At 69.1% G+C, this 26977-nt stretch carries 29 protein-coding genes and 1 pseudogene; 7 read left to right on the forward strand and 23 right to left on the reverse strand.

Annotated features, from left to right (window positions below; genetic code table 11):
* Positions 1 to 59 precede the first annotated feature (59 nt).
* The 17 genes and pseudogenes from ABR738_RS18880 to ABR738_RS18960 all read right to left on the reverse strand — a co-directional run bounded on the left by ABR738_RS18880 (position 60) and on the right by ABR738_RS18960 (position 12390).
* Positions 60 to 1226: a tyrosine-type recombinase/integrase gene (locus ABR738_RS18880; protein ID WP_350231156.1), complete on the reverse strand. Its 1167-nt coding sequence runs from the start codon at positions 1224 to 1226 to the stop codon at positions 60 to 62.
* Complete coding sequence (locus ABR738_RS18885; RefSeq protein WP_350231157.1) at positions 1223 to 1444, reverse strand: helix-turn-helix domain-containing protein; 222 nt, start codon at positions 1442 to 1444, stop codon at positions 1223 to 1225. Before ABR738_RS18885 ends, ABR738_RS18880 begins: the two co-directional genes overlap by 4 nt.
* Positions 1441 to 2601 carry an AAA family ATPase gene (locus ABR738_RS18890; RefSeq protein ID WP_350231158.1) on the reverse strand — a complete coding sequence of 387 codons (1161 nt, stop codon included), beginning with the start codon at positions 2599 to 2601 and terminating at the stop codon, positions 1441 to 1443. Before ABR738_RS18890 ends, ABR738_RS18885 begins: the two co-directional genes overlap by 4 nt.
* Before the next feature lie 127 nt (positions 2602 to 2728).
* Positions 2729 to 3622 carry a bifunctional DNA primase/polymerase gene (locus tag ABR738_RS18895; RefSeq protein WP_350234645.1) on the reverse strand — a complete coding sequence of 298 codons (894 nt, stop codon included), beginning with the start codon at positions 3620 to 3622 and terminating at the stop codon, positions 2729 to 2731.
* Between the two features lie 104 nt (positions 3623 to 3726).
* Positions 3727 to 3921 carry a hypothetical protein gene (locus ABR738_RS18900; RefSeq protein ID WP_350234901.1) on the reverse strand — a complete coding sequence of 65 codons (195 nt, stop codon included), beginning with the start codon at positions 3919 to 3921 and terminating at the stop codon, positions 3727 to 3729.
* 606 nt (positions 3922 to 4527) lie between these two features.
* Positions 4528 to 4953: pseudogene (locus tag ABR738_RS18905) on the reverse strand (DNA cytosine methyltransferase); the annotation flags it as partial.
* A gap of 82 nt (positions 4954 to 5035) precedes the next feature.
* Positions 5036 to 5311: a hypothetical protein gene (locus tag ABR738_RS18910; RefSeq protein ID WP_350231159.1), complete on the reverse strand. Its 276-nt coding sequence runs from the start codon at positions 5309 to 5311 to the stop codon at positions 5036 to 5038.
* Positions 5312 to 5334: 23 nt separating this feature from the next.
* On the reverse strand, positions 5335 to 5619 hold the full coding sequence (locus ABR738_RS18915; RefSeq protein ID WP_350231160.1) for a hypothetical protein: 285 nt from the start codon (positions 5617 to 5619) through the stop codon (positions 5335 to 5337).
* Positions 5616 to 6221 carry a hypothetical protein gene (locus tag ABR738_RS18920; RefSeq protein ID WP_350231161.1) on the reverse strand — a complete coding sequence of 202 codons (606 nt, stop codon included), beginning with the start codon at positions 6219 to 6221 and terminating at the stop codon, positions 5616 to 5618. The genes ABR738_RS18915 and ABR738_RS18920 overlap by 4 nt, the downstream gene beginning before the upstream one ends.
* A 10-nt stretch (positions 6222 to 6231) precedes the next feature.
* On the reverse strand, positions 6232 to 6420 hold the full coding sequence (locus ABR738_RS18925) for a hypothetical protein (RefSeq protein ID WP_350231162.1): 189 nt from the start codon (positions 6418 to 6420) through the stop codon (positions 6232 to 6234).
* A 162-nt stretch (positions 6421 to 6582) separates the two neighbouring features.
* The gene (locus tag ABR738_RS18930; protein ID WP_350231163.1) at positions 6583 to 6834 is read right to left on the reverse strand and encodes a hypothetical protein; all 252 of its coding nucleotides are present in this window, start codon (positions 6832 to 6834) and stop codon (positions 6583 to 6585) included.
* A gap of 140 nt (positions 6835 to 6974) precedes the next feature.
* Entirely contained in the window at positions 6975 to 9176 is a 2202-nt protein-coding gene (locus tag ABR738_RS18935) for a cell division protein FtsK (RefSeq protein WP_350231164.1), read from the reverse strand.
* Positions 9177 to 9274: 98 nt separating this feature from the next.
* A complete protein-coding gene (locus ABR738_RS18940) occupies positions 9275 to 9661 on the reverse strand; it encodes an RRQRL motif-containing zinc-binding protein (protein ID WP_350231165.1) in 387 nt (128 codons plus the stop codon).
* Complete coding sequence (locus ABR738_RS18945) at positions 9661 to 10560, reverse strand: DUF2637 domain-containing protein (RefSeq protein WP_350231166.1); 900 nt, start codon at positions 10558 to 10560, stop codon at positions 9661 to 9663. The genes ABR738_RS18940 and ABR738_RS18945 overlap by 1 nt, the downstream gene beginning before the upstream one ends.
* Positions 10557 to 11210: a GGDEF domain-containing protein gene (locus tag ABR738_RS18950; protein ID WP_350231167.1), complete on the reverse strand. Its 654-nt coding sequence runs from the start codon at positions 11208 to 11210 to the stop codon at positions 10557 to 10559. The genes ABR738_RS18945 and ABR738_RS18950 overlap by 4 nt, the downstream gene beginning before the upstream one ends.
* On the reverse strand, positions 11207 to 11524 hold the full coding sequence (locus tag ABR738_RS18955) for a hypothetical protein (RefSeq protein ID WP_350231168.1): 318 nt from the start codon (positions 11522 to 11524) through the stop codon (positions 11207 to 11209). The genes ABR738_RS18950 and ABR738_RS18955 overlap by 4 nt, the downstream gene beginning before the upstream one ends.
* Positions 11525 to 11613: 89 nt before the next feature.
* Positions 11614 to 12390 carry a DUF4097 family beta strand repeat-containing protein gene (locus ABR738_RS18960; RefSeq protein ID WP_350231169.1) on the reverse strand — a complete coding sequence of 259 codons (777 nt, stop codon included), beginning with the start codon at positions 12388 to 12390 and terminating at the stop codon, positions 11614 to 11616.
* Positions 12391 to 12935: 545 nt separating this feature from the next.
* Here ABR738_RS18960 and ABR738_RS18965 point away from each other — a divergent pair.
* Complete coding sequence (locus tag ABR738_RS18965) at positions 12936 to 13706, forward strand: XRE family transcriptional regulator (protein WP_350231170.1); 771 nt, start codon at positions 12936 to 12938, stop codon at positions 13704 to 13706.
* A complete protein-coding gene (locus ABR738_RS18970; RefSeq protein ID WP_161244328.1) occupies positions 13703 to 14176 on the forward strand; it encodes an NUDIX domain-containing protein in 474 nt (157 codons plus the stop codon). The genes ABR738_RS18965 and ABR738_RS18970 overlap by 4 nt, the downstream gene beginning before the upstream one ends.
* Here ABR738_RS18970 and ABR738_RS18975 read toward each other — a convergent pair.
* Both ABR738_RS18975 and ABR738_RS18980 read right to left on the reverse strand, forming a co-directional pair.
* Positions 14164 to 14733 carry an HD domain-containing protein gene (locus tag ABR738_RS18975; protein ID WP_350231171.1) on the reverse strand — a complete coding sequence of 190 codons (570 nt, stop codon included), beginning with the start codon at positions 14731 to 14733 and terminating at the stop codon, positions 14164 to 14166. The two genes, ABR738_RS18970 and ABR738_RS18975, sit on opposite strands and share 13 nt — an antisense overlap.
* A gap of 11 nt (positions 14734 to 14744) precedes the next feature.
* A complete protein-coding gene (locus ABR738_RS18980) occupies positions 14745 to 15191 on the reverse strand; it encodes a GntR family transcriptional regulator (RefSeq protein WP_350231172.1) in 447 nt (148 codons plus the stop codon).
* Positions 15192 to 15384: 193 nt separating this feature from the next.
* On the opposite strand from ABR738_RS18980, the gene ABR738_RS18985 reads away from it, so the two are divergent.
* From ABR738_RS18985 to ABR738_RS18995, 3 genes are all read left to right on the forward strand, one after another.
* Positions 15385 to 16230 carry an HNH endonuclease signature motif containing protein gene (locus ABR738_RS18985; protein WP_350231173.1) on the forward strand — a complete coding sequence of 282 codons (846 nt, stop codon included), beginning with the start codon at positions 15385 to 15387 and terminating at the stop codon, positions 16228 to 16230.
* Positions 16231 to 16682: 452 nt separating this feature from the next.
* On the forward strand, positions 16683 to 17378 hold the full coding sequence (locus ABR738_RS18990; protein WP_350234646.1) for a DUF6009 family protein: 696 nt from the start codon (positions 16683 to 16685) through the stop codon (positions 17376 to 17378).
* A 419-nt stretch (positions 17379 to 17797) separates the two neighbouring features.
* On the forward strand, positions 17798 to 19444 hold the full coding sequence (locus tag ABR738_RS18995; RefSeq protein ID WP_350231174.1) for a PE-PGRS family protein: 1647 nt from the start codon (positions 17798 to 17800) through the stop codon (positions 19442 to 19444).
* Here the strand turns inward: ABR738_RS18995 and ABR738_RS19000 are convergent.
* Together ABR738_RS19000 and ABR738_RS19005 are read right to left on the reverse strand one after the other, a co-directional pair.
* On the reverse strand, positions 19374 to 20216 hold the full coding sequence (locus tag ABR738_RS19000) for a PE-PGRS family protein (protein ID WP_350231175.1): 843 nt from the start codon (positions 20214 to 20216) through the stop codon (positions 19374 to 19376). The genes ABR738_RS18995 and ABR738_RS19000 overlap by 71 nt on opposite strands.
* A 148-nt stretch (positions 20217 to 20364) precedes the next feature.
* Positions 20365 to 20586: a hypothetical protein gene (locus ABR738_RS19005; RefSeq protein ID WP_350231176.1), complete on the reverse strand. Its 222-nt coding sequence runs from the start codon at positions 20584 to 20586 to the stop codon at positions 20365 to 20367.
* 474 nt (positions 20587 to 21060) lie between these two features.
* Here ABR738_RS19005 and ABR738_RS19010 point away from each other — a divergent pair, with 474 nt between their 5' ends.
* Entirely contained in the window at positions 21061 to 21312 is a 252-nt protein-coding gene (locus ABR738_RS19010) for a hypothetical protein (protein ID WP_350231177.1), read from the forward strand.
* 509 nt (positions 21313 to 21821) lie between these two features.
* Here ABR738_RS19010 and ABR738_RS19015 read toward each other — a convergent pair.
* Entirely contained in the window at positions 21822 to 22136 is a 315-nt protein-coding gene (locus tag ABR738_RS19015; RefSeq protein WP_350231178.1) for a hypothetical protein, read from the reverse strand.
* 693 nt (positions 22137 to 22829) lie between these two features.
* Here ABR738_RS19015 and ABR738_RS19020 point away from each other — a divergent pair.
* Positions 22830 to 24680, forward strand: coding sequence for a hypothetical protein (locus ABR738_RS19020; protein WP_350231179.1), 1851 nt, complete (start codon positions 22830 to 22832; stop codon positions 24678 to 24680).
* Here the strand turns inward: ABR738_RS19020 and ABR738_RS19025 are convergent.
* The gene (locus tag ABR738_RS19025) at positions 24617 to 26794 is read right to left on the reverse strand and encodes an NB-ARC domain-containing protein (RefSeq protein ID WP_350231180.1); all 2178 of its coding nucleotides are present in this window, start codon (positions 26792 to 26794) and stop codon (positions 24617 to 24619) included. The genes ABR738_RS19020 and ABR738_RS19025 overlap by 64 nt on opposite strands.
* Between the last annotated feature and the right edge of the window lie 183 nt (positions 26795 to 26977).

Genomic DNA, 26977 nt, shown 5'->3' on the forward strand with positions numbered 1-26977 from the left:
CCACCTACCGGAAACTGTAGGTGGTTGACCTGTTTCTGCGTGCGTGTCTATCTGCGTGACTACGGCTTCTGATCTTGCTTGAAGATGCCATCCATCACGGTCGCCCCCGTCTGGATCACGGGACGGATCTGCTTCCGGTAGACCTCCTCGGTGACGGCCGTACCGGAGTGTCCGACCAACCGCGAGATCTCTTCGAGCGGTACGCCCTTGTCTGAGAGCAGCGACACGAAGCTGTGCCGTAGCTCACGCGGTGTCCACTCCTTTGCCTCCACTCCCTCTGCGTCGGCGATGGCCTGCCGGAAGGCCCGGCGGACGTTGGTGGAGTCCAGCTCCGTGCCCGTGGCGGAGGAGAAGACGAGTCCGTGCTCCTCCCACTTCTCCCCCGCTGCGAGCCGGTCCCAGCCCTGGTCCTCCCGCTGCTGCCAGAGCGCGTCCACGCAGCGTGCCGGGAGCGCGATCGTCCGTCGGGACTTCTTCGTCTTGGTGTCGCCGCCGGTCCGGACCGACCGCCACACGGCGATGTGCGGCGGGACGGGAGGGCTCGCGTCTGGGTCTCCCTTCAGGAAGACGTGGTCCCACGTGAGCGCGCGCAGCTCCTCCGTACGGGCGCCAGTGAGCAGGGCCAGCACGATGTACGCGTGCGCGGACGTACCGGCGGCGGATTTAAGGACCGCCTCGGCTTGGGCGAGGGTGAGCGCCTTCGACGGCCGGCCGGGCTGGCCGGTCGGGATGGCGCACAGCTCGACGATGTTCCGCTTCACCTTGTCTCGCACCATGGCCCGCTTGACCGCGCGGTTCAGGCACGAGTGGATACCCTGCAAGGTCCGCGTGCTCAGCGTCTTGGACTTCTCAGCGAGCCACCTGTCAACGTCTTCGCCGCTCAGCTCGCGGAGCTTCCGGGCACCCAGGGCAGGAATGACGTGGTTGCGGCTGAGCGACGTGCAGGCGTCCAGGGTGCCCTTGTCGCGACCGGCCAGCCCGTACATCAGCCAGTCGTTGACCGCGTTCTCCACCGTGTAGTTGGTGGGGGCGATGGCGAGGCCGTCCTCATGGTCCCGCAGAACCTCCTTGAGCTTGTTCTTGGCCTCGGTCTTGGTCTTGCCGCTACCCCGCTTCACGAGGCGCTTCCCGCTCGGGTCGTAACCGAGGTGAGCGGTCGCGATCCAGCGCTGGCGCTTCTCGTCCCAGTGCAGACCGCCGTCTCCCTTGCTGCGGCGCGTGGTCACTCGTGCTCTCCTGCCTCGCGCTCCAGCAGCGCGACGTACTCGTTGATGGCGGATGCCGGGATGAACCGCGCGCGGCCCTCCTTCACCGTGCGAAGTCGGCCCGTGCGTATGAGGTCGTAGATGACAGTGCGGCTCATGCGCAGGACTCGTGTGGCGTCCTGAACTCGGTAGAGAACGGGCTCGGCGAGCGAGCCCGGCTCGGGGACAGCGAGCGTCACGGGGTCCTCCGGTTGTCGGGCGAGGGGCGACCGGACACCCCGGACAGGTCGAATTCCGACTGTCCGGGGTGTTCGGGCTGGTCAGACGGGGTGACCGGACAGTCGGACAGCTCGGACACGTCCGGGGTGCCCTGTGTCCGGCTCTGGGTGTCCGGGAAGTACCGGCCGCTGGCGTCCTTCGTGAGCTGTCCGTCGGAGGCCATGCGCGAGCAGGTGCGGCGGATGGTGTCGGCATCGACGTTGGGGAGTGCAGGCGCCATGTCCTTCGGCTTCGCCCCGGGGTTGGCGCGGACGAACTTGAGGATGGCGGCTCGCGTGTCCCCGACGGTGTGGTCGGTGACGGGCCCGTCGAGCAAATGCCAGGCACCCGAGGCGGCTTGGAACTGGAGGGCGTACTCGGCTTCGTCTACGTCGCGGCCGGTGACGTGGAGAATCCCGTCAGCCTGCCCACGAGCCCGCTTGAGTACGAGCGTGGCGTCTGCGGCGCCCGCGATGCCGTTCGTGCCGGAGACCTCGGCGAGGAAGTCCTCGGAGGCCATCTTGCGGACGTGGTGGACCAGGACGACGGCGATGCCGTAGTGGTCCGCGAGGCGCTTGGCGTATCCGACGGCGACGTAGTCCGCGTCGTACGCCGACGCTCCCTGAGGTGCTTGACCACGCATCTTGGCGAAGACGTCGATCACCACCATGCGGGCGTCCGGGTTGCGGTCGAGCCAACCGGCGATTGCCTCAACCCCGCCCTGCGGGAAGGGCGGGCACTCCGTCACGAGCGTGAGACCGGCCGGCGCCTTCTGGCCTCCCAGGAGCTTCCCCATGCGGGTCTGCAACCGTCGCGGGGTGTCCTCCAGGGCGAGGTAGAGCACAGGCCCGCCTTGGACGGGCACGGAATCGAAGGCGTTGCCCCCGGCCGCGACCGAGAGGCCGAGACCGAGCGACAACCAGGACTTGCCCACCTTCGGCGGTCCGGCGAGCAGGCTCACACCCTCGGCGAGGATGCCGGGCACGGCCCATTTCGGCTCGGGGAAGTCCGCTGCCATGAGCTGATCGGCAGTCCACGCGGTTCGCGGGCGCTCTCGCTTCGGCGGCGCCTCCGTCGGGGCGGGCTGATCGCTCGGGACGGAGTACAGGTGCAGCGGCGGAATCGGGTTGACACTCATGCTGCTGTCCCGTCGTCTTGCGAGTCAGAACCAACCGCTGAAAGGACGCCCTGGCGGGCGGCGACCTTCGCGCCCACGACCGTCACCAGCGCGGGTCGCGTGGCGTCGTGCGGCGTGTCGGGGGTGGTCATGCCGCCCTCCCCACAACGCTGTTGAGGCCGTTGTCGACCGCGCGTTCCGCGTACGCCTCAGGGACGCCCACGGAGACGGCCGCAGCGACGATCTGCCACCCCAGGGCATCGAGACCGCACGGGCCGGGACACTGCGCGTGCTGCTTCGCCAGGAACTGGGCCACGCCGAACGCCTGCGATCCGGCACCCGATTCGGTGCGAAAACGCACCAGGGTCAGGCCCCGCTCAAGGCCGGTACGTACGTAGCGCTCGGTGTGCCGGCATCCCGTGGCCACGGTCGCATCCCACGCCGCGCGCTCCCGGACGGAAGAGACCACCCTCCCCCGGGCGGGGGTGGTCTCTTTCCTCTCGACCAACGCCAGGACGACAGGCGGCAGGGATGCCATCGCGCCGATGCCGGGGCCCAGCCAACGGGCGTAGGACATACGCGACTTGATGTCCACGCCTGCCCGTACCGAGTTGGCCGACCGCATGGCGCCCCGGTAGATCCAGTGCTCCCCACGGGTCGTGGGGACGGTCCTGGTGGGCGGCAGGCTCTCGCGCGCCCAAGTAACAGCAGCCGCGTCGTCCAAGTCCACGACGGTCAGCCCGGCCCCTGCGGGGTAGTAGGCGACCGCTTGAGCCTCGCGCCACATCGTCGCCCATGCCAGGGAGGTCAGTACGGCCGCGTCGGCGGTCGCCGCTGCCCAGCCATGACACACGCCGGGGCAGCGGCACACGCCCGCGCTCTTCATGTGAGGGCGCCCGCCGCAGGCGCCATCCATGCATGCACGGCAGTTCCCGAACGGCACTTTCCCCGCCCGCAGCGGGAGGACCGGTACCCCGGCTGCGGCCAGCTTCAGGGCGATTCGTAGTGGGTCACCGGCAGGCGTCACGCCGCGAGGCGGCATGGTCTTGCGGTTAGGTGTCATGCTGATTGTCTCCTGTTTCTGCGAAGGGACGGAGAACCGAGGCGGTCGCGGTCTTTGGCGAGAGGCGACCGCCTCGGGCGTATCTACGCGGCTGTGACGCCTCGTTCGGCGCCTGCCGAGGCGAGCAGGGAGCGCAGGGCGTGAGCGGCCTGTTGCGGGACCACGCCGTTGCCGAGCGCCTTGAGCTGTGCTGTACGGGAGAGCCCCGGTACGTCGGTGACGTGTCCTGCGGGCAGACCCATGAGCCATTCCACGAAGGTGGGGTTCAGCCGTCCCACAGGGTCAGTTGGCCCGGGAGCTGCCCGTCCGATGACGCGCTCCCAGCGGGCGACTGCGGGGCCGTACTCACCCCAATGCGGTGCGCCGCCGAGGGAAGGGTCAGATCCCCCTTGCTCCCCCGCTGGTTCGGACCGCCTTTCTCCCCGTCCGATGCCCTGGGGGTCGGCAGCAGGGAGCAGACTTCCGCGGCCAGGCAGCGGCCGTGCGTTCCGTTCTCCTGCGAGGGGGTGCGCTTGGTCTGCCGGTTCTCGTTCGCGGACGCCCTGGGGGTGGGTAGCAGCGCCCCGCTGAAAGACAGGTCCGTCAGTGTCGGTGAACTGCTGCGTGGATTCGGGGCCGTTGACTGTCGGGCGCCCTTGGAGTCCCCGACCACTGGTGTCGGCAGGAGGGAAACGGCGTGCCGCAGGTTCATCCCGCCCTGTGCCGTGTGCCCGGTACCGGTCGCCTCGGATGTCGAGGGGGTCGGCAGCAGCGAGGCGACGTGCGGCAGGCCGTCCGAATACCCCTTGCCCTTCGCGTCCCTCGCCCGTGGGGTCGGAAGGCCAGGTGAGGAAGAACAGCCGCTTGCGCTGGTGGGCAGCGCCGACGTCGGACGCGCGAACAGTGCACCAGCACGCATCGAACCCGAGGGCGGCAAGGTCGGAGAGGACGGTGTCGAATCCGAGAGAAAGGTGCCCTGCGACGTTTTCAAAGATCGCGAGTCGGGGTCGTAGAACCCCAAGGGCACGGGAGATGTGGGGCCAGATGTGGCGCTCATCCGCTGTTCCTTTCCGGCGGCCGGCGGTGCTGAACGGCTGGCACGGATAGCCCCCGAGGACCACGTCGACCGGCGGAACCCCCGTCCAGTTGGTGGCGGTGATGTCACCCAGGTTCAGCACCTGGGGATAGTGATGGGCCAGGATCTTGGCCGCGCCGGGGTCGTTGTCCGCGACCCACGCGAGCGAGCCGCCGAACACCTGCCTGACGGCCATGTCCAGGCCGCCATACCCGGTACACAGCGAGCCGAGCCGCAGCGTCGTGGGAGGGCTCATGGAGGGATCTCCTGTTTCTGCGAAGGGACGGAGAACCGAGGCGGTCGCGGTCTTTGGCGAGAGGCGACCGCCTCGGGCACAGCTACAGGTCGGTGAGCAGGTCGGTCGGGATCTCGTACACGTCGATCACCTCGGCGACGTTCGACCAGCGGCCCGGGGTGTGGTGGATGTAGGCGACGTGCAGCGGGGTGCCGTTGCGGTCGGTGAAGGCGTAGACGTTCACCGCGTCCACCGTGGTGGGGCTCTTTCGGGCCTTGCGGATGCCGGTTAAGGCCGCGTACAGGCTGATCGGCTCGGGGCGGCAGTTACGGCCGTCGACCATGGTGAGCAGGGTCGCGGTGCTGGTGTGGGTGCGCATGGCGCGTGGTCCTTTCTCGGGGATCAGAACGGGGGTTCGTCGCTGTAGCCGGTGGGCTGGCGGTGCCAGCGCTGGGGCAGGCGGGGCAGCGGCAGCAGAACCCACCGCAGGGCCTCGTTCCAGCAGTGGCAGGGCTCCCAGTCGGAGTCCTCGTATTCGCCGGTCTCGGGGTGGCCGTAGGGGTGCTCGATGCCGCCGATGCCGTCGCAGTCGCGGCAGCCGGGGCGGGGCGTGTCGGTGAGGATCAGGGCCGGGCGGGGCCACGTCGCGCGCTGGACGCGTAGTCGAGGCCGGTAGCGGCGGTTCACGGGGACTTCCTTTCTGTGGCGGGCAGTTCGGGCAGCCCGGCCCGGGTGAGCTGGGCAGGGTCGAAGCCGGGCAGGGTGGCGCGGGTGATCAGGGCGGTGGCGAGCTGTTCGGCGTAGGCAGCACCGGCGCGGGCGGATTCGATCTGGGCTCCGGCGCGCAGGGCTTCGACGCGCTCGACGTGGGCGTACTCGGTGTGCTGCGCGGTCATGTGCCGCTCGTGGGCGACGGTGTCGCGGCGGTCGGTGCGCCAGTAGCGGGCGGCCAGGCCGTAGGCCACGGCGGTGGCCACCGCCCACAGCAGCAAAGGCAGCGACGCCCCGTCGGAGTACCCGGCGACCCCGGCCAGGGCCAGGGCCCCGGAGGTGGCGAACGCGGCTCCGGCGATGACCGGGTCACCGGCGAGACCGGCCGAGGCGAAAGCGCCGGCGGTCGCGGCCCCGGCAGCCAGCACGACCATCAACGCAGCGTTGCCCACGCTGTGTTCGGCGCCGTTGGCGTTCCAGATCCGCCCCAGGATCAGCACCGTGGACGTGGCCACAGCCGGGGCGGCCTTGGGGGCCACGAAAGCGAGCCAGTGGCGGGCGACGATCGGTTCGTTCACGGCAGGCTCCTCAGAGGTTGCGGACGGCTTCCACGACAGCCGTGGAGAGCTGGTTCACGGGGCCCGCGGCGCCGGTCGACGCCAGGTAGAACCCGAACATCACGGCGATGAACGCAGCCCCGTAGCCGAGGGACTTGGAGCGCAGGAGGAAGAACAGGACCAGGCCGAACAGGAAGACCAGCGAGACGGTCACAGCCATGGGAAAACTCGCTTCCGGGATCGGATGACGTTCGGATACGTTCGAGGGGCCCCGGGTGCTCGCAAGCTTGGGGCCAGGGACCGGCGACCGCGCCCACCTAGCTCCTGCACGGAGCGGGGTCCGCCTCATGGCGGGCGGTCGCCGGACGTATGCGCGGACCGGTCAGCGGGTGCCGTCGCGGTGGATGCGCATGGCGACGTTGAACAGGTGCCGCCCCACGCGGATGCGCTTGCGGTCGCCGTGACAGCGGCGGCAGGTCTTGCCAGGCTTGAGGCGCCCGCGGCGGTCCTTCTTGAGCGCGTAGCCGAAGCCCTTGCACTTGCGGCAGTTGCCGAACGGGCTGGACGCACACAGCCCGACGTAACAGAGCGTAAAAAACGAGGTCAGCAGGCTAGCGGCGGCTATGAGGGTCACCAGGGGCCTCCCAGGGCGGTTTCGGGGCGTGCGAGGGGCAGCCCGCTAGGGACTAGCGGGCTGATCAGGCATTGTTTGGGGTGCTAGCGGGGGTGCTAGACCTAGCGGGGGTGCCCGCTAGGTCTAGCGGACGGGTGCGGCTAGCCCGCATCCCGCTTTCCGTCACGCTCCGCAATCGCGGTGGTGAGCTTGGCGCGTTCGAAGCCGCGCCGGTTGGCGCCCTTGCCGTCCTCGGTCTTGCCCCACACCTGGCCCGTGGGGACGCCGTAGGGCTTGAGCGCGGACGTGAGTTGTTCCGGCTCCCAGCCGCCGTAGACCTCCGGACGCAGCTCGGCCAGCCGCGCAACGGCGACCTCGTTCCACACTTTCGGCTCCTCCGGCGCGACCACGGCCAGCAGGTCGCGCAGCAGGTCGTAGCTCGCTGCCGGGTCCGCCTCGGGCGTTTCCCCGGCGGCATGGCCAGTGAGGGTGCCGGCGTCCTCGCGCAGCTTGCGGGCCCGCGAGGCAATGACCTCGGCGATGACCGCGTCCACGTATACCGAGCGAACGATGCGGGCGTCACTGCCTTCACCCACGAAGTAGTGGATGCCCTTGTCACCCCAGGCGAACATCGTGGCCCGCACCCCGCGCTTGTAGGAGCCGGTACCGAGGACCATGTCGTTCTCGATCTGGCCCATGACCTTCATGCAGAACCGGGTGGAGGCGTTCGCGCTGATCCCGGTCGGCAGGGACTTGGAGTCCGGGCGCTGGGTGGCCAGCAGCAGCGTGATCCCGGTGGCCGGGCCGCGCTTGACCAGGTCAGTGCAGATCTCCTCGAACTCCGCCCCGTACTTGGGGTGTTCGAACCACACCTGGCACTCATCCACCCCGATCACGATCGGGTGCAGACCGAACTTCTTCATGCTGGCCAGCTCGGAGGTGACCTTGGATTCCGGGCAGATGTCGCGGGGCAGGGAGCGGATCATCTTCGCCCGCCTGCGGAGCTCTTCGCGCAGCGCGCGCAGATCCTGGATCGCGTACTCGATGTCCTCGTCATCCTCACCGGCGCGGTGGCGGTGGGAGCACTTCTCCCCCACCGGGTCCAGGTCGCCGGTGCCCTTGAGGTCGTAGGTGTGCAGCTCCGCACGCGGATCGAGAGCGGCGATCAGGAGCAGCAGACGGAGCAAGAACGTCTTGCCCATGCGGGGGATCGCTCCGACGATGCCCGCGATGTACATCAGCGACAGCTCGACCCAGCGTCCGCGCTGGTCCGTGCCGAACGCCGTGGGCTTGAACAGATCCACCGACCCCGCCTTGGCCAGCGGCCATGCGGGCTGCTTGGCCTTGGACATGTCCTGATCCCCGACCCACAGCACCAGCCGCCCGGTGTGCTCATCCGGCACCGCCTCAGGCCACACGCAGCCCAGCGGGCGGCGCAGACCGGAAGCGAGCCGGTCACGGCGGTCCATCACATCGGACACAGTCACGCCGTACGGGAGATCGCCCTCGGCCCGCCAGCCCGGACCGTCCCGGGTGATCGGCGCCCTGAACACGAACCCGTCCCGCCCCTTGGCCACCGCCTGGTTGATCTGCGAAATCGACAAGGCCGCGAGCGCGCGCAGCACGATGTCACTGGTCAGCTTCTGCGCCTTGGGCAGCTCGACCGCCCGGTTGATGACCGGGGCGTCCGGCGACTCCCCGGCATAGCCGAGCGCCAGCAGCACGGCGCTGACGGAGACGGTCATGAGCCAGGCCGGGGCCAGCACATACATCGCGAGGGCTGCGCCCAGACCGATGAACGACGCCAGGACCATGACCAGGGTGCGCAGCCGAACGCGGCCGTCACGCTGACGGGACAGCTTGAGATAGGTGGCCGCGTCCTCCTTCTCCACCATCGCCAGGCGTACCGGCTCGCCCTCCTTGTCGGCCACCCACCGCATAGCGCCGCCGACGAACTTCGCGGCCCCCCGCGGGGATTGCAGGGCCAGCCGCGCGGCGTAGGCCGGGGAGCGGAAGGCGTGGTACCCGGCCATGTGGCCGTAGTGCCGGGCCACCCAACCGGCTGCCGTCTTCAGCTCAGCCGTCGACTTCAGCCACTCGGGGACGACCTGGCGGCGCTTAGCACCGGCCAGCCGACCCAGGTAGCCGGGTCCCTTCTGTGAGGCGGGGCCGTCGACCATGACGCGGGCGGCTGGGTCCGGCTCGGTGTCCGTGGACGGTTCCGGAGTGGTCGGAGTGGTCGACTCGCGGGCGGAGCGGGCCTTGTCCAGGTCCACCACCTCCGCACCCGAGTCGGTGTCCGGGTCGGTGGCCATGTCGGCTTCGAGCCGGTTGAACAGTTCGTTTTCGTCGTCGTGGTTCACTGCTGGTTCCTTCCGAAAACGGGAGGTGCTGGAAGGGGCCCGGGGCGGCGCTTTGGTAGGCCGACCATCCGGGCTCCGCTGAGCGAAGTCGTGCGGGTTCAGGCAGCGAGTTGTGGGGCGTCCGCACAGGTCACGCACATGCCGAGTGAGGTGGGGATGCGGTATCCGGCATCGCGCCGGCACTCGGTGCAGACCCGCTGAGCGGCGTTCGCCTTGGCGAGCGCGGCCCACTTCGCGGGCGTCATCGGCCGGACCGGCTTCGCTCGGTCGAGGCGGTAGAGGTAGGCGACGCGGATCGGGCTGGTGCCCTTGCGCCGGTAGCGGCGGGAGAACCAGAGGACTTGTGCGGCCACGTCCTGCCCGCCGGGACGCAGGCCGCGGGCACGGAGCTGACGGCGGGTCGCCAACCCGTCCGGAGCCATCCGCCACGGAAACGTGGGGACGCCGTAGCGGGCTCCGGTCGGGTCGAAGAAGCGGGCGGCCATTACGCGGCGGTCGCCTCAGCACCGGCATCCGGTGCTGAGCGCTCGGCCTTGAGCGTGTCGCGCAGCAGTCGGCCGTTGGCCGACGACGTACGCACCGCCTTACGGATCGCCTCTGCCGTCAGCTCAGCATCCGGCCAGTCGGCCGTGACCGACCGGGCTTCGGCAAGCAGTGCATCCGGCGTGCGCGTCGGGCGGCGCGTGCGGGCCGACTCGGGGACCCGACCGGTCGCCCTACGAGGGGCCGACTCGACCGCAGCGACCGCCTTCACCGGAACCGACTCGATGGCCTCGACTGGCTCGACTACCGGCACGGGTTCGACCGGCGGAACCGGGTCGATGACCGGTGCCGGGTCGGCCGCCTCGGGGGTCAGGAGTTCGGTCACCTCGGGCGGGGTCTCGGGGGCCGACTCGTGCAGGTCAGACCCCAACCGATTTGTTGCGGACTCGGCTGGTTCATCCTGATCTGTGATTGCGGGTGCTCGGTGGTGCAGCACCTTCGCCACGAGGTCCGAACCGAAGAAAATCGACCCGACCGGCAGCGACGTGGCGAGCAGCACCAGGACCCAGTTCGCGGGGGCCCAGTGGGCCAACTGCATTCGCTGTCCCCCGCCGTGCAGTTCGGGCACCAGCCCGTGCACGTAGTTGAGAACCAGCGACGCAGCTGCGTACCCGGCCAGCACCCACAGCGCGAACGTCTTGTCCCGGCCGGTGAGTACGAGGGTGGCGACCAGTGCCAGGGCCATCAGGCCATCGACCACGAACGGGTAGAGCAGAGCCGCCGTGCCGTCCGCCCCGACCGTCCGGGCCACGTCCCGCTGCGCGTTCCACGAGACGCGGAAGGCCATGCCGACCACGCCGACCAGAGCAGCGACCAGCAGGATTTTCGCGGGGCGATTCACGCCGCCGCCCCCGTTCCACCGGCGGTGCCACGTCGTCCGGCCCGGCGGCCGTTGACCGTCCCCAGGGTCGGGGCGACGCTCATGGCGACACTCCAACCGGCCTCCTCCTGCTTGGCCTTGTACATCTCCTCATCCGCGCGCCGCAGCAGCGCGGACAGGTCGGCCAGCTCCGCGCGCGGGTCGATCCGGATCGTGCCGATGGACGCGGTCACGGCGAGTTGCGTGCCCTCGAAGTCCACGGGCCGTTCCAACCGGTCGGACAGCTCATACAGGGTCCAGTCGAATTCACCCGCGCTGTAGACGCTGGTGACCGCCACGAACTCGTCCCCGCCCAACCGGGCTGCGAGACCGCCGTTCTCGGTGGCCCACTGCTGCATGCGATGACCGGTGGCGCGGATGACCGCATCCCCCGCCGCGTGGCCGTGGGTGTCGTTGGTCTGCTTGAACCGGTCGAGGTCCACGAAGTACACCGCCCGCGGACCACCGTGCAGGAACTTGCTGGCCCGCTCCTCGAACGCGTCCCGGTTCAGCAGACCCGTCAGCGGGTCACGCCGGGCCGACTCGATCCGGCGGTGCATCCACAGACTGTGGATCGACCAGCCGGACGCCAGCGGCAGAGCAGCGGCCAGGGATGTCAGGATCTCGCTCATGCCGCTTCCTCCGTCCCGGCGAAACGGCCGGCGGAGCGGGCGGCACGCAGGAACGGCACGGTGCGGGTGAGCGCGTCGGCGTACAGCGCGTCCCACGCCGCGATCTCGTCACCGCCCTCGCCCTGCGCGGCCAGCTCCGCGATGACCTCACGGGCCACGTCCAGACGGGCCGCCCGCTCCTCGGGCGACTCCGGGGTGAGCGGGCCGCGGAACAGGCCCCGGTCAAGGCCCAGGGGCAGTTCGTCGAAGCCCAAGGCCAGCTCTTCGAACTCGATCGCGTTCAAGGCCTGGTGGCTACCGATGTACGTACGCATGAGGATCTCTCCTGAAAGGCGAAGGGAGCCGGGGCAGCCTCGGTCTTTGGCGAGAGGCGGCCACCCCGGCAGGGAGGGAAGGTCTGTGGTCAGCGGGTGCGGACGTGGCCGCTGACGCTGCGGGCACTGACGTTCAGGTCGCGACCGCCGCTGACGGTCACGTCGCCCGAAACGCTGTTGGCGCGCACGGCGCCGGACGCCTTGAGCGTCGCGTGAACGCTCACGTCGCCGGACGTGGTGACCAGCTCTGCGCTGCTGCCGCTGTACAGGTCCACGGCGATGTCACCGGAGACGGAGCGGGCTGCGATCTGCTCGGCCACGCGCCAGACGGTCAGGTCACCGGAGGTGGTGGAGGCGGTCACGGCGCGGGCCCCGTCGACCTGCAAGTCACCGGAGGTGGAGCGGAACTCCAGGCGGTCCACCTCACCGTCCACGACAGCGTCGGCGGATTGGGAGACGACCGCGAGCGAGGAGTTCGCCGGCAGGGAAACCCGGGCCTCAATCTCGCTGACCCGGGCCACGGTGTCCGTGCCACCGCCGGTCACGACGCGACCGTTGATGATGGTCACGCCGGTGACCGATCCGTAGACCGTGCCCATGCTCTGGGTGATCCGGTTGCCCCGGACGCTCTGCATCATCACGTTGCCGCGGATCGCGGGGATCTCCACCGCGATGGTCTGGCCGTTCTCAGTGATGCGGGCCGCGTTCACCACGTCGGCGGCCGGGCCCGACGTGTCGGCGGTCCGCAGCGTCACCCGGGCGTGGGTGAGGCTGTCGAGAACCTGCACGTGCACCCTGCCCATCGGCAGGTCCAGGCCCAGAACGACCGGGCCGGTGGAGGTGGAAACGAAGGTGCGCTCAGTCATTGCGGATCTCCTTGATTCGCGAAGGACGGGGCCGGGCGGTCGCGGTCTTTGGCGAGAGACGACCACCCGGCAAGGACGTGCTGAGCGAGCCGCGCCCCCGGAACCCGGAGCCACGGCGACCGCTCGTCAAAGACGAGTGGTCATGGCCGCTGACGCCCCCGAAGACGGAGGCGCCAGCCGCCAAAATCACTCGTTCTTGGCACACTGTTCAGTTCTCAAGGAACGGCCGCTCACAGCCCGTTGGCGTGCGACAACGTCGCCTTTCCCAGGTCTTCCAGCTGGTGCGGGTACTGCGGTTGGTCAGCTCCGCCGGTACAGGCGGGCGTTAAACTTGGAGGAACATGTGTTACATGTCCCTCATCATGCAGAGAGAGATTCGCCCCGTCAAGCCCTTCGGCTCTTCGGTTCTGCGAGTCCCTCGCTGTCGATGTGCTTCCAGCTTGGCCTCAGCAGCGAAGACGATCGACCCCGCACCTGTACGACCTGTGCACGACTTGGCTACGGTGAAGTCGTCCCAAGTCGTCCCAGCCGGGGGAGAGCACGACATGGCCAACGAGAGGCTTCGAGGCGCGATCGTTGAGAGCGGCATGACGCTCGATCAAGTGGGCGCGCGATTAGGAGTGTCGGCCAAGACGGTCGAGCGCTGGATCGGTGACCCAAAACGCAAGCCCTACCGGCGCTTCCAGTACGCCGCTGCCTCGCTACTGCAATGTGAAGTGTCCTACCTGTGGCCGGAGGAACGGACATCAGCAGAGGTCACCGAGGCGGGAAACGCTGAGCTGATCAAGCTGTACCCCCACAGGTCGGTCGTTCCGAACCGGTTGTGGCCACAGCTCTACGCGCAAGCGCGCGAGCACTTCGACGTGCTCGTCTACTCGGGCTTCTGGCTCACTGAGGACCCTGCGTTCCACAAAGTCGTCAAGGAAAAATCAGCGGCCGGCGTCCGCGTCCGCTTCATGCTCGGGGACCCGGACAGCCCCGCCGTGGCCGTGCGTGGTGAGGATGAGGGAATCGGCCCGGCCATGGCCAGCAAGATTCGAAATGCCCTCATCAACTACGGCTCATTCTTCGGGCTCCCCGGAGTTGAGTTCCGGCTGCACAACACGACGCTCTACAACTCGATCTACCGGGCCGATGAGGAGATGCTGGCCAATGGCCACCTGTACGGGGTCGGGGCGTACATGGCCCCTGTACTGCATCTCCAACGCGTGCCAGGGGGCGAACTGTTCGATGCGTACGCTGAGAGCGTTGAACGGGTCTGGGAGTCGGCCAGGCCCATCTCTTCACCCGCCGATTGCGGAGGTCTGCACGCGTGAGCCGAATCGACTATTTCCGTGACCCGAACGCCCCCGCGGCCAACTCCGTCGTGCCGTCCGTCACGGCAGTCGTCCGCGACGATGACGGACGGCTTCTGATCATCCACAAGACGGACAACGACCTTTGGGCGCTCCCGGGCGGCGGCCATGACATCGGTGAGAGCATCAGCGACACGGTCGTTCGGGAGGTGCTGGAAGAAACAGGCATAACAGTCGAGATCGACAGCGTCGTGGGGCTCTACACCAACCCTGAACACGTCTTGGCGTATGACGACGGAGAGGTGCGACAACAGTTCTCGATCTGCTTCCGGGCCCACCCGACCGGCGGGGCTCTGCGCACCAGCAGCGAATCGAAAGAGGTCCGTTGGGTTGACCCAGCGGACCTCGATGACCTGAACATCCATCCGTCGATGCGGTTGCGCATCCGGCATGGCCTGGACGACTCCCGGCAGCAGCCCTACATCGGCTGAAGCCCAGCAGCCGCCGCGGCTAGGCGACTCTCCACCCTGTCGGCGGCGGCGTAGATCTCAGGCGCTGCCCGTTGGATGAACCGGCCAACGATCGTGTCGGGCCCGTAACGCTGCACGATCTCACCAACCCGATCGGCAGGCGTGGTCTGCTCCCCATCCGGCGTGGTCGTCATGTCGCAGAACACCAGCGCGTCAACCAGGCCGGGACGCTCCAGCTCGAACTCGCTCTCAAGCTCATGCCGAATCCCTCGCTCCTCAGCCTCTAGCAGAGCGCAGGAGTGGTGGGCTACGAGCCGCACGACCCGTCCGTCGGCCCCTTCCTGGTCACGAAGGAAGCGCGCCCCGTCCAGGGGGTGAAAGCCGGTGGTGGCGATGCGCGGCGAATAGCCGATGTCGTGCAGCACTGCCGCCGCTTCCAGCAGCTCGGCATCGTCCCCCAGGATCGGGCCCAGCGCACGAGCACACTTAGCCACCCCTAGAGAGTGCACCCACCTTCGAGGCAGCGGTTCGGCCAGCAGTGACTCGGCGGTTGAATACGCCCACTCATTTAGTCCCATGGCGGCCAAGGCTACGACCGGCCGGCGGTCGTCGGGAGGGCGCGTACCGTGCGCCCCTTGCCGTGCACGGTGGCGAGCAATCCGGTTCCCTCCATGTTGGCGAGCACGCGACGCACCGCCGTGCGCGATACGTCGAACCGTGCGCAGAGCTTGGCTTCGGACGGGTACGTGTCGCCAATCGCGAGAGCGTCCTCAACGATCAAGTCGGTCATCCGCTCAGCGAGAGAGCGACGGTCCCCCTCGCGGGCGACACGCCAGCCAACCCCGGGCGCGGACTCAAGAGCCCCTTCTGCTTCGAGCACCTTGAGTGCACGACGGATCGTGTTGCGGGCGACACCGTGCGAGCGCATGAGGTCAGCCTCAGATGGCAGGGGGCCAGTGATCTCGCCCTCTTCGATCCCTTTCCGCAGCACCTCCGAGATGACCAGGTAGGTTCCACGCGGACTGGCCTCCGACACTTCGGCTCCTCTCACGTCTACTCTTTGCTCTCTTGCAAGCGTCCCACGGTCCTCAGTCAGGCATCAGGCCAGCGTTGTGTATCGCCCTCCTTCCCGCGTCCGGGTCCGGCTCCCATGACTGGCCGGAACTCTTCCTGTGCTACGAGGCTGCTCGTGGGACGGTCCCTCTTGGTCATCAACACCAGGGGGGCTCGTGGCAACCACACCGCGGCGCAGCTACAGCAACGCAACGATCGCAGGACTGATGACGCTCGCCCGAGGGGGCTGTTACTGGCCGGACTGTGGCGTGCCGACCGTTCGAATGATCAATGGAGCGCCGCGCCTAAACCTGGAAATCGCGCACATCCGGGCCTTCGAAGAGGGTGGCAAGCGCTATGCCCCGGACTGGTCGATCAGCGAGCGCAACAGCTTCGCGAACCTCATCCTGCTTTGTCACCCGCACCACTCCGAGATTGACGGGACGGACAGCGATGACTACCCGGTGGAGCGGTTGGAGGGGTGGAAGGAGGAACGCGAGGCTGACGGGCTCAACGCTCTGGCCGGCTTGGGCGACCTCACGGAGCAGCGACTCGGCGAGATGATCAGCGAAGCTCAGACATCACTGGTCGATCGTGTCGGGCCAGCATTGGATGAATTCGCGAAGACGGCTCCTGAGCTTGCTGCACTGCTGAAGGTCACTCTTAAGGAGCTCGCAAACCCTCGCATCCATGGGTTTGGTCTGTCGGAAGACGAGATTAGTTCCCTGAGTCGGGCCTCCGATGGCCTCTCCCACCTCCAAGACACCGCCTTCTTGCTGGTTGATGCTTCTCACAAGTTGTCGCATCTACAGGACACCGCGAGCACCCTCGCTGATGCCGCCCATGACCTCGTGGGTCTCGCTGACGAGGCATCAATCCTCCACCAGGCGGCAGTCAGGGCCGATCGAGCAGCAGGCAAGCTGATGGATAGTCTTAGCGGCCTTCCAGACAACGCTCGGCTCCTCCAAGCAGCAGCAGACACAGCTGCACGAGCCGCAGACAACATGGGCAACCGGTACTAGCGCCACATGCTGTACGACCCGCTCATAGGGGGGCGCATCAGGGCACCGCGCTACGGACTCGCCGCACCGTGAATCGACAGCGGTGAGTGCTGCTGGTCAGCAAGGCTCGGTAGCACTGATCGTTGTCCTGGTCTTTGTCCGGTGCACTGACAGCCACCACCGTTCGCTCCCGTGCGCGCACCCTGCCTGACCTGCCGCGTGAACCCCTATGAATGCCCCCGAACAGCCACGCGGACAGTTGGAAAGCGTGGGGCAAGGGAAGCCCGGACGGTCTGTCCGGGCTTGAGGCAACGGCCCCATGGGCACTGTCCGAGGTGTCCGGCTGTCCGGTGGAAGCGTTGACCAGCAAGAACAGCCCGGACAGCTCCAAAGGGATGTGTCCGGGCTGTCCGGTTAAAGCGGCGCCAGGCTGGGCAAGCTGCGTCCTCAGAGACCTGCGGGAGGGGCGCAACATGCCAAGTCGGCCTGAGGACATCAAGCACGAAGACGAAATCGTCTGGACCGAGGACGTCAGCTCGTTCGACTACGTCCGCGAGACCTTAGTGGACGGCGTTGGCACGCGGCGGCGTCCCGTCTCCTGGCGTGGTCAAGTAGGACGCCGAGTCGGCTACGCGGTTCTCAAGGCGGAAGCGCCCAGTGACCGCGACGCGCCCGGCATGTTCGCGCGGCGCGTGTTCTGGGTGAAGGAGCACGATCGATCCGAGCAGCCGAGCGGGCCTTACAGCTCCGGCGCACCGACGGAAGCGGTCGACCCCCGAACCGTGGCCCCCGGCATTTGTGGCGAGCTGACAGAGCGAGCATGGGGCGGACCGCTCACCCCTGGCGCCCCTTCCTCCAAGAAGCGCGCTGCTGCAAAGCGACCACAGAGTGCTGGCCGCTCACAGGCGTCGTCTGAGACAGGTACGGCATCCCAGCAGCCGGCCGCCATTGGGCAAGGGGTCAAGGAGGCTTTTGCCGACTGGCTGCACTTCCGCGACGTGAGCGTCCCAGAGAAGATCGGCGCAGCCGCTGAGGAAGCATTCTCACGTTGGCTCCGGGCAAACTCTCAGGAGTTGACACAGGCCATCGCTGAGGCTGTAGCCAAGCGTGCTGCGCTTCCCCAGGTGCCACCGCCCGCAGACGACGAAGGGTCGCGTAGCGGGGAGTAGGGCTGACCGCCGAAGCGCAGCCACACCGCAGAGTTGCGTGTCTAACTGAGTGACAACGCCGACACACTCTCACGGACGTCTACGGACGCTCGCGGACCTTCACCGCAGGTCAGCGACACCACCATGCCAGATCGAACAACCGGCCGAATTGCTTCGGGACGAAGAGGTCGTGGGTTCAAATCCCGCCACCCCGACAGCTGTAACACCAGGTCAGGCCCGGTACTGAGGGATCAGTACCGGGTCTGATTTGCGTTGGGGGGCATTGTGGGAGCCGCCGGGGATGCCGACTCCCGGGAGCGGCTCCCCGTTGGCTGCCGGTAAGTGGCGTTCCGCCTCCGACACGCCGAACACGCCGTGCGCCCCGCGAGGGTCACCCCATGGCTTGTGCTGGGGAGCCCGCAGGCGGTACGACGATCGACATGCACCGATGGTCTCCGTTGAATGACCGGCAGCTCGCGCTCCTCACCCGCATCGGAGGCGGAGCCGACCCCGTCACGTCGGACAGCCCCGAGCTCGCTCCGACCGCCCGCGCGCTCAGGGAGCGGCGCCTGATCACCATGCCCAAGCAGGATGGGAAGTGGCAGGCAGAGATCAATGACGCTGGACGCTTCTACCTGGAGCACGGCCATCATCCGGACCGGCCGGAGCCGGCCCCGCGCAAACCTCGTTCGGCGGCACATGCGGCCAAGGAGCCGGTTGCCTCTCGTCCGCAGCAGGACGCCGCTCCCCCATCCGAGACGAAGCCAACCCCACAGCGGATCCTGAAGCCCCCGCGCCCGTCGCCGGCGGCGATCGGACCGGCCTTGATCGAGCAAGTGCAGGAAGCCGGACGATTCCTTCGGATCCCGGACCCCAGCGACGCGGAGCGAGCCCGGTATCGCCGAGCCTTCGACGCCGCCCGGCAGTGCGCTCCTGACGGGTACCACCTCAAGTACAGCGGGCGGGCAAAAGGCGACTTCTTCCTCGGCTTGCTGCGGGTGACCGGCGAGGACGAGACCGAGTGGAACCGGATCCGGCTCGCGCGCAGCCGGGTGATCACTGATGTCGAGGACGTGATCGCGGCGGTCAGCTCGGATCACAGCGCGTTCGAGATCTCGGACGAGGTCCTGCCCCGGGTGCTCGCGCTGATCCGGCTCCTCGCTGAACAGGCCGTCGTACGCCACGGCGAGATCGCGGTGTCCAAGAAGCGCAGGCAGCCGAGGCCGCTGCTCACCGTCCACGGCAGGACGTACGAGATCGGCTTCCGTGAGCGGCAGAAGCAGGTCCGGTATGTGCCCAAGCAGCCGGGCCGACGCACGTACGACTGGCAACGGGTCACCCCAGCCCACAAGTCCGAGCCGTCCGGCGAACTGGAGCTGCTGGTCAGCGAGAACTCGGGCTACAGCTACCACCACGGCTGGAAGAAGGAATGGGCCGACACCGCCAAGAAGGCGCTGGAGGAGCAGATCGCCTCAATCTTCCGGACGTTGAAGGCGCGGTCGGAGGAGCAGGAGCGGGCCCGGCTGGAACGAGAGGCGGAGCAGCGGCGTCTGCGAGAGGAGCGTGAGCGCCAGGAGGCCGAGCGCCTGCGACTGGCGGCGGAGCAGGAGGAGCGCGAGCGGCGGGAGTGGCAGGCCGCGGTAAGTGAGGCTTCGGTCGAGGCAGTTCACGCGCTACGGGCCGAGCACTTCGGCACGGCCCTGGAACAGTGGCGGGCCGCGGGTGAGATCCGGGCGTTCTGCGCCGCGCTGGACGAAGTCGCCGCCGCGTCGGAAGATGCCCCCGAAGCTGAGAGGCTGCGTGAGTGGTCGGCTTGGGGAAACACGGAGGCCGATCAGCTCGACCCTACGACGAACGGCAAGGGCCTGGCCGCCCGTGACTTCCACGCGGAGCCGACGAAGAAGCAACTGCGGCCGTTCCTCGACGGGTGGCACCCGGACCGGCCGGAGAAGGAGAAGCCTCCGGCACAGCCCGCGCCGCCCAAGCCGGATCCGGATCCGGATCCGTGGCACGGTGTCATCGGCGCACGTCAGGATCAAGGGTGGCGATATGGACGCCAAGGTCGCGCTCAATGGTGGAGGCGATGACGCCGTGACCACGGTCGCGTAGGGCCTTGACCGCCTTCTCGACGAGTTCCCCAAGCCTGATGACCTCGGCGCGCAGGGCAACCAACTCGTCATAGCGCTCAGCCTTGTCCTGGCCGCACCACTCACGAACAGTCCGCAGGACTGCCGCCTCCGCGTCCAGCTTGCGGTCGTCTCGCCGACCGTAGGAGTACCAGGAGGACTGGGCACGCTCCTGCTCGATGTCCAGCTGCTTGCGGTCCACCTCCGGAAGGATCTCGTCGGCGAGCCGTCCGGCCACGTGGCGGGCGATGCGCTCGGTGACCGGCCACCCGGCCAGGCACATGCCGTGGCGGTTCTCGAACACCATGGTGTCGCTGCGCAGTTCGGCGGCGTCCATGCCAATGAGTGGGGCGGTGTCGTCGAGGCAGCCCAGCTCCAGGACGCCCGCGTCCGCCACCGTTCGGCGCAGTCGCAGCCTGTTCTTCGGGCGAACGAATCCGAGGATCATCCGAGCGGCCTCAAACTCCTCGCTGCCCCGGACATGGCGAGAGGAATCCACCAGTGCCAACTCTGCCGCGTCGTCCGCGCGGAACGAGTCGACATCCGCCCATAGCGCTACGAGAGAGCCGGGGCCAACCCACTCCTGCAGACCCGCGGCATCGCCTTCGAGGAACCGCACGTGGATCCAGCCAGACCTGCCAGAGCCGCCCACTCGAACGACCTCCACCTGGCGCACGGCGCTACCCAGATCCTTCGGCCTCACGCGGTACGCCCAGTGCTCGCCAATCTCCATACGCCTATTGAGCCAGGTCTGTTGGTCCCGACACTGGTCATTCGACCAACTTCCAGAGCACGCTGACCGCACTGGGTTGACGACGCGGGCGCTCCAGTGAGGCATCAGTGCTCTACCGGCACACACCGGCTCTCCGCGCGCACAGGAGTTAGCTGAGTACGCGCTCTCGTGAGGTCCAACTCATCGGAAAGCGGATGCCGGGTGCTGACTCCCGCTGTTCGGTCAGGCCGAGCACGAGGAGCCCGCGTATGCCGGAAGTGCCGTAGGCGCGACGTCCCGAAATGCCGTTGCGGCAGTCAGCGTCGATGCCTGTCCCGTGCATCAGGACGATGTTCTTAGCCGCCTCCAGGCCCGGAACGTTCTCAACCACCGGCTGCCCTGACCTTGCCCTCGTCCCCGCCTTTGGCGGCTGGCGAGGAACCCGAACTGGCTGGTCATAGCGGTTGCGTGACTAAGAACCAGGTCTGTATGCGAGAGCCACGGCGTGCACGAGGCAGCGGTATGCCGCCGATGGGTGTAACAGCACGATCGGGCTGACTCAAGCAGCTGCGAAAAGTCTGGCTCGTAGCGACGCCGCCCGACCGGTTCGGCGTCGGCACTCGCAAAGTGGCAGGTCAGAAGCTCCGGACAGGGCAGCGAGCAGCACATGCTGGAGGACCACCTCAGCGGCTGTCCGCAAATTCGCGAGAACTCGAATCGGCTCCCCACGCGGTGCGGTCTCTTCCATGTCCGGGGGCGCCACCGGACACGACGGCCGGACTTGCGCGGTTAACCCGCCGCCGGTCCAAGGTCCCTTCACCCATTCACCGCGTGCTGCCGCACGCTCGAAAAACGGAGACTTGCCATGCCCACCACAAACGACCACTGGGATGACCCGCAGCCGAACGGAACGCCGCCGACCGAGCCGCACACGCCGGACGAGACCCCTGCGGAGCATCCGCACTCACGGAACGCCCTCGCGTGGGCCGCAGTCGGGCTGTCCGCAGCCTGCTGGACCGCCGGCGTGCTCCTCTCCCTGACCGGCCACGAGGAAGCAGGTATCGTCCTCATCTCCTCCCCCGGATCCTGGGTACGGGGCGTCAGCACCCGGAAGTAAGGCCGGGCCGTGGCGCGGGCCCCTGGCTGCCGGACTCGCCCCGTCCGGCAGCCAGGGGCCCAACTGGGTCTAGGTAACGCCGTGGAGAGCGGTCCTGCGCGATTGCAGAGCCCGTTGAGCACGCGCACCGGCGACGCGGAGCACATCGCGAACCGGGCGTCGAGCGCTTCTCCCCACCGCACGGACAGACCGAGCAGGAGGCGCTTCATAGCAGGCGCTCGCCGTACCGCCGCAGGGCAACCAATGGCCCCGTCAACCGGGTGCGGAGGACTGCGCGTCCTCCCCGAGCAGCACGCCCGCCGGGCCGCCCAACGCCGTCAGCATGCGGCGCAGTTGCTTCGTAGACTCCCTGCAGGGCGCGGGACCGCATCGGCCGGCTTTCACAGTCCGTTGAGTTCCACGCCGACTCGGGCACCCGTGCTCGCCGACGAGCCAGGGAGAGGGTCGTGAGCTCGGAGCCGGATCGGGCGAGCCGTTGGCGGGTGCCGAGCGGTTTCCATGGCGTCGTGTCAGTGGGGCCGGGCGAGTGCCCCGCGCCCGACGTCTTGCAGAACGTCCTTCGGGTGCCGGCCCGGCGGGAGGAGAAGGACGCTGTCGACCACCATCGCCTGCGTCAGCAGCTGCCTGTTGGGGCCGTCGGCGCGGAGCAGTCGAAGCCCTCGCTGCTCGGCGAAGACGTAGAGCTCGGCCGCCGCCTGGAGCCAGGCGTACTCGGCCGCCGGGACGACGCGGTCGCGCTGCTCCTTGCTGTCCGGCTGGGCCGCGGCAGAGCCAGACGTCCGCTGGTTGGAGTTATCGCTATTCGTGCCGGTCTCGGTCGTCATCTGAAGCGCTCCAAAAATAGGGAGACGGTGCAGTCTGGTAGGCGACGTGGGCGTCGCCAGCCTCGGCACACACCACGCGCTACGCGGGCATGCCGGTTCTCGTCCTGAGCGGGCCTCACTCCTGAGGTGACCCGGGCGAGTCGCGCGGCTTGCGCCTGGAACGACGGGCGTTGTCAGCGGCGTGGTCTGGCCTTACACCGTCAGCGCTCCCACTCCCGGGAGGCGCGGGTCGGCCGGATCCGAGATCAATAGGCGCGCCATCGAAAGGCTGCCGCCCCTCTGGTATGGCGCCGACGACCCGCCAGAGGGGCGACCGCGCGGTCGTCGACCACCGCCGAAGGGCCGAAACCCACGGCCCCCTGCGGGGACCCGCCAAGTCGCTGAACGAATAGCGGCTTCCGCTGCGTCAGCGCCCGAAGGGCAAGTAGCCTGTCGCGGAACGAAGGTGGTGGAACGGTTGCCGATCAGCCATGGGCGTGCTAAACGCTGGCCGGGAGCCGGGAGCCGGGAGCCGGGAGCCGGGAGCCGGGAGCCGGGAGCCGGGAGCCGGGAGCCGGGAGCCGGGAGCCGGGAGCCGGGAGCCGGGAGCCGGGAGCCGGGAGCCGGGAGCCGGGAGCCGGGAGCCGGGAGCCGGGAGCCGAAAGGCCGTCTGACCTGGTTGTGTGCGATCCTGCCCTCGGGCGGAGGTACGCGATGGAGTCCGACGAGCGCATTCTCGTCCCGGTGGGGCGCGACGCCGCACGCTGGCGGACCTTCGGTGGCGAACGCACGATCGTGGTCGCCGCACGGACGGTGACGTCGCTGGTACGCGTACTCGACGTGGTACCCGAGATCGTCCACGACGACCCGCGGATCGCCATCGTCTTCGCATACGACCCCACCTCCGCCTTCAACAACGGCGTTCTCGACCTGCTCCGGACGCTGGGCTGTCGCACTCTCCCCTGGCCCCAGCTCGCCGAGATCGAGCCCGACCTGCTCGTCTCCGCCTCCGAGAACATCAAGGTCCCGCCCGGCGACTACCCGGTCCTGGTGCTCCCGCACGGGGTCGGCTTCCACAAGCAGGTCCCCGATTCCGCCGGCCCGGGCACCCGCCTGTCCGGACTGGTCCACGATGACCTGCTGGCGGCCGGGCGGGCCCGGCTCGCCATCTCCCACCCGGACCAGGAGTCCCAGCTGGCCGCCGCCCATCCCGGCACCGTTGGCAGCACGGTGCTGGTCGGCGATCCGTGTCTCGACCGGCTACAGGCGAGCGTGCGGTGGCGGGGGCGCTACCGCTCCGCCCTGGGCGTGCGGCCCGGCCAGCGGCTGGTCCTGGTGACGTCGACCTGGGGCGAGGAGTCGCTGGCCGGGACGTGGCCGGGCCTTCCGGCCGACCTGCTGTCCCAGCTGCCGGCGGACGAGTTCCGGGTGGCGCTGGTGCTGCACCCGAACGTCTGGGCGGGCCACGGTGCCTGGCAGATCCGGGTCGTGCAGCAGAGCGCCCTGGAGGCCGGCCTGATCGTCGCCGATCCCACGGACGGCTGGCAGCAAGCCCTGGTGGCCTCGGACGTAGTCATCGGGGACCACGGGTCCGTGACCCTGTACGGGGCGGCGCTCGAACGCCCCGTACTGCTCGGCGCGTTCGGGTCGGAGGCCGTTCCGGGCACGGCCGGGAGCGCGCTGCGCACGGCAGCGGGACGGCTGGACGCGGACCGGCCGCTGCTCGCGCAGGTGGCGACGGCGGTGGCCGACCACCGACCGGACCGGTACGCCGCGGTGACCGCGGCGGCCTTCGCCGAACCCGGCCAGGCGCTGCCGAAGCTCCGTGAGCTGGTCTACGACCTTCTCGAACTCCCGCACCCGAAGCAGCGGACGCACCCGAAGCCGCCGACGCCGCCGACGCCGCCGACGCAGCCCAACCAGCCGCACCAGCCCGGCCGCGGTCCGCGTGCCTTCCCGGTCCCGGCCCCGGACGCCGGAATGGCCCGGTCCCTGATGGTGAACACCTCCGTCACGCGCGACGCCGGGGGCGAACTCCTGGTGGACATACGCCGATTCCCCGCCGCGCTGGCAGAGGGCACGGCTGAGACCGACACCGCCTTCTGGCACCTGGCCTGCGAGGTCGACGAGCCGGATACCCGTCTCATCGAGAGCGCCGCGGTCATCTGCTCATCCTCGGAGGTCCTTGCCTCGGAGGTCCTTGCCTCGGAGGTCCTTGCCACGGAGGCGGGGCGGCAGCGCGTCGTTGCCCTCCTGAACGACTTCCCCGGAGCCCGCATCGCGGCGCTGCCCGGTGTGGCCGGCTGCACCGTCGGGATGCGCGACGGGCGGCTGATCCACGTCCGTGGCGCCGAGGGGGCGGGTACCGATCCCGGCACGGCCGCCGCAGTGGTCTACGCGTGCCTTCGGCTCGATCTCCCCCTCGAAGACACCACTGTGCTCGTGGCTCACGGCGCGCGACGGCAGCGGCTACTGCTCCGTTCGGTGCCGCCGGCGACGGATCAGCCGACAGCTGCGAGCCGGGCCAGGACCGCCGTCGCGCGGGGGCTGCCGCCCTCTTCGTAGACCGCCAGCGCTCGGCGCAGGCAGCTCTTGACCTGCACCGGGTCGGCCAGCAGGTCCACCAGGTCCTCCAGGGCAAGGGCCTCATAGTGCGAGGCCCCGGCGGCGCGCAGGTCGTCGGCGGCCCTGGACAGGGCGCCCGCTGCCTCCGCGCGCGCACCGGTACGGGCCAGGACCCGGCCGGTGTCGGCCAGCGACCGCGCCGCCATCCGGCCGTCGCCCAGGGCCAGGAATGCCTCCCGAGCCCGGTCGAGAGCGGTCAGGGCCGCCGCATGATCACCGGTCGCGCTCTGCGCGCAGCCCAGGAAATGGCGGGCAAGAGCCTCCCCGCGCTTCTCCCCGGCCTCGGCGTTGAGGGCGAGCGACATCCGGTACGCGTCCACCGCCCGGGCCGGGTCGTGCACGTCCCAGTAACGGCCCAGGAACTCCTGAACCGAGGCCTGGAGCACCAGGTGTCCCGACTCCACGGCGCGCTGCTCGGCCAGGTCGAGTTGTGCCTTGGCCTCTTCGTCCCGCCCCAGGTCGAGCAGTGGCCGGGACAGCAGGCTGCGCAGCCGGGCCTCCGCAGCCGCGTTGCCGTCCCGCCGGGCCGCTTCGGCGCCCATTTCAAGGGACTCCCGCCAGTCCGCGAGGTGCCGGTGGTGGAGGAAGAGCACGGTGAACGCCTCGGCCGTCTGCCAGACGGTGCGGTCCAGCCCGAAGGCGGCTGCCGCCCGCAGCACGGCGAGGACGTTGGCGCGTTCGGCTTCCAGCCAGCTGATGGCGTCACGGCCGGGGTCGGTCCCCCCGGCGAACGGCCCGCCGGTGCCGGGGCCTGACGTACCGGCGTCACGGGCGAGTCGGACGATCCGGAGACGATCGGCCCGGACCGCGAGATCCGCTGCGACGGTCAGCGCGAGGTAGTGACCGGCCACCCGCCGGACCGTGTCGCGTTCCGCGTCGGCCGGGTCGAGGGCGCGGGCGGTGTCCCGGGCGTGCAGCCGGACCAGGCCGTGCAGGGTGTACCTGCCGTCTTCCGTTACCGCGAGCATGCTCGCGGCCTCCAGTACGTCCAGGGCTTCCTGGACCCGGTCCGCGGTGTCCGGCCCGGCGGCCGCCGCGGCGACGGCGGTGTCGAAGCTCAGGCCGGGCAGCAGGCCGAGGACCCGGTACACGTGGGCGGCGGACTCGGGGAGGTCCCGGTAGGCGAGTTCGAGGGCTGCGGACACGGTGCGCTCCTCGTGGGGTGAGGACACGGCGATGCGACTGAGGCGGCTCTGCTCGTCGAAGAGTTCGGTGACCAGCGCGCCGATCGTGAGGCGGCGCTGTGTGAGCAGCCGCGCACCGCAGATGCGCAGGGCGAGCGGCAGGCCGCCGCAGAGGTCGGCCAACCGGGCCGCGGCCTCGGCTTCGTCGGCGATCCGTCGGGGACCGCAGAGGACCGACAGCAGCTCCAGTGAGCTGTCGGTCCCGAGGACTTCGAGCTGGAACAGGGACGCGCCGTCGAGCACGAGCTCACCGAGGCGCCATGTGCTGGTCGCCAGTACGGCGCTGCCGGGCCCTTGTGGGACGAGGGCCTTCACTTGTGCCGGATGCGTCACGTCGTCCAGTACCACCAGCATCTGGTGCTTGGCGGACAGGTCCCGGTAGAGAGCCGTACGGTCGGCGAGTCCCGCGGGGAGGTACTGGTCGCCCACGCCGAGGGCGCGCAAGCAGATGGCAAGGGCTTCGGAGACGTCCCCGCCGGTGCCGCCGCGCAGGCCCGCGAAGTCGATGAAGATCTGTCCGCTCGGGAAGCGCGGCTTGTTGTTGTGGGCCCACTGGCAGGCAGCGGCTGTCTTGCCGATCCCGGGCAGCCCGCTGAAGACGCCGATCGGGCAGTCGGCGGAGCCGCCGTACGCGAGTAAGCCGTCGAGCTCGGCCAGCGGCTCCTGGCGGTTGACGAAGCCACGCGGCGGCCGGGGGACCTGGTCGGGACGTCGGTCGGGTGCCGCCGTCTCCTGCCCCGTGTGGTGGTAGTTGAAGGTGATGCCGCCGTGGACGACGCCGGCCTGGGCCAGCTGCCCCCGCACACTGCCGGAGAGGTCATTCCTGATCCCTGGCTGCCCCGGGCGTTCCGGACCGTCCTGCACGCTCACGAACCACCGCCTCCCGGGATCTCCAGCCCGTAGTCACGGTACTGGACCCGGGGCGAGGAGGGAGGGGTTCCGAGCCCGCCACGATCAGGAACCGGTCTTCGCGGGCGACCAACGGCCCCGCGACGGAGTCCCGTGCTGTCGTGGTCGGTGATCCGACACTGGGCCGGATCCTCGTCTCCTCGC

The sequence above is a fragment of the Streptomyces sp. Edi4 genome (genome assembly GCF_040253615.1).
Lineage (GTDB): Bacteria > Actinomycetota > Actinomycetes > Streptomycetales > Streptomycetaceae > Streptomyces.

Coding starts and splice junctions, on each gene's coding strand:
- ABR738_RS18890 (WP_350231158.1), bottom strand. CDS start 2,601: ATGAGTGTCAACCCGATTCCGCCGCTGCACCTGTACTCCGTCCCGAGC.
- ABR738_RS18895 (WP_350234645.1), bottom strand. CDS start 3,622: ATGCCGCCTCGCGGCGTGACGCCTGCCGGTGACCCACTACGAATCGCC.
- ABR738_RS18910 (WP_350231159.1), bottom strand. CDS start 5,311: ATGCGCACCCACACCAGCACCGCGACCCTGCTCACCATGGTCGACGGC.
- ABR738_RS18925 (WP_350231162.1), bottom strand. CDS start 6,420: ATGGCTGTGACCGTCTCGCTGGTCTTCCTGTTCGGCCTGGTCCTGTTC.
- ABR738_RS18940 (WP_350231165.1), bottom strand. CDS start 9,661: ATGGCCGCCCGCTTCTTCGACCCGACCGGAGCCCGCTACGGCGTCCCC.
- ABR738_RS18950 (WP_350231167.1), bottom strand. CDS start 11,210: ATGAGCGAGATCCTGACATCCCTGGCCGCTGCTCTGCCGCTGGCGTCC.
- ABR738_RS18955 (WP_350231168.1), bottom strand. CDS start 11,524: ATGCGTACGTACATCGGTAGCCACCAGGCCTTGAACGCGATCGAGTTC.
- ABR738_RS18960 (WP_350231169.1), bottom strand. CDS start 12,390: ATGACTGAGCGCACCTTCGTTTCCACCTCCACCGGCCCGGTCGTTCTG.
- ABR738_RS18965 (WP_350231170.1), top strand. CDS start 12,936: ATGGCCAACGAGAGGCTTCGAGGCGCGATCGTTGAGAGCGGCATGACG.
- ABR738_RS18975 (WP_350231171.1), bottom strand. CDS start 14,733: ATGGGACTAAATGAGTGGGCGTATTCAACCGCCGAGTCACTGCTGGCC.
- ABR738_RS18990 (WP_350234646.1), top strand. CDS start 16,683: ATGCCAAGTCGGCCTGAGGACATCAAGCACGAAGACGAAATCGTCTGG.
- ABR738_RS18995 (WP_350231174.1), top strand. CDS start 17,798: ATGCACCGATGGTCTCCGTTGAATGACCGGCAGCTCGCGCTCCTCACC.
- ABR738_RS19000 (WP_350231175.1), bottom strand. CDS start 20,216: ATGGAGATTGGCGAGCACTGGGCGTACCGCGTGAGGCCGAAGGATCTG.
- ABR738_RS19010 (WP_350231177.1), top strand. CDS start 21,061: ATGCCCACCACAAACGACCACTGGGATGACCCGCAGCCGAACGGAACG.
- ABR738_RS19015 (WP_350231178.1), bottom strand. CDS start 22,136: ATGACGACCGAGACCGGCACGAATAGCGATAACTCCAACCAGCGGACG.
- ABR738_RS19020 (WP_350231179.1), top strand. CDS start 22,830: ATGGAGTCCGACGAGCGCATTCTCGTCCCGGTGGGGCGCGACGCCGCA.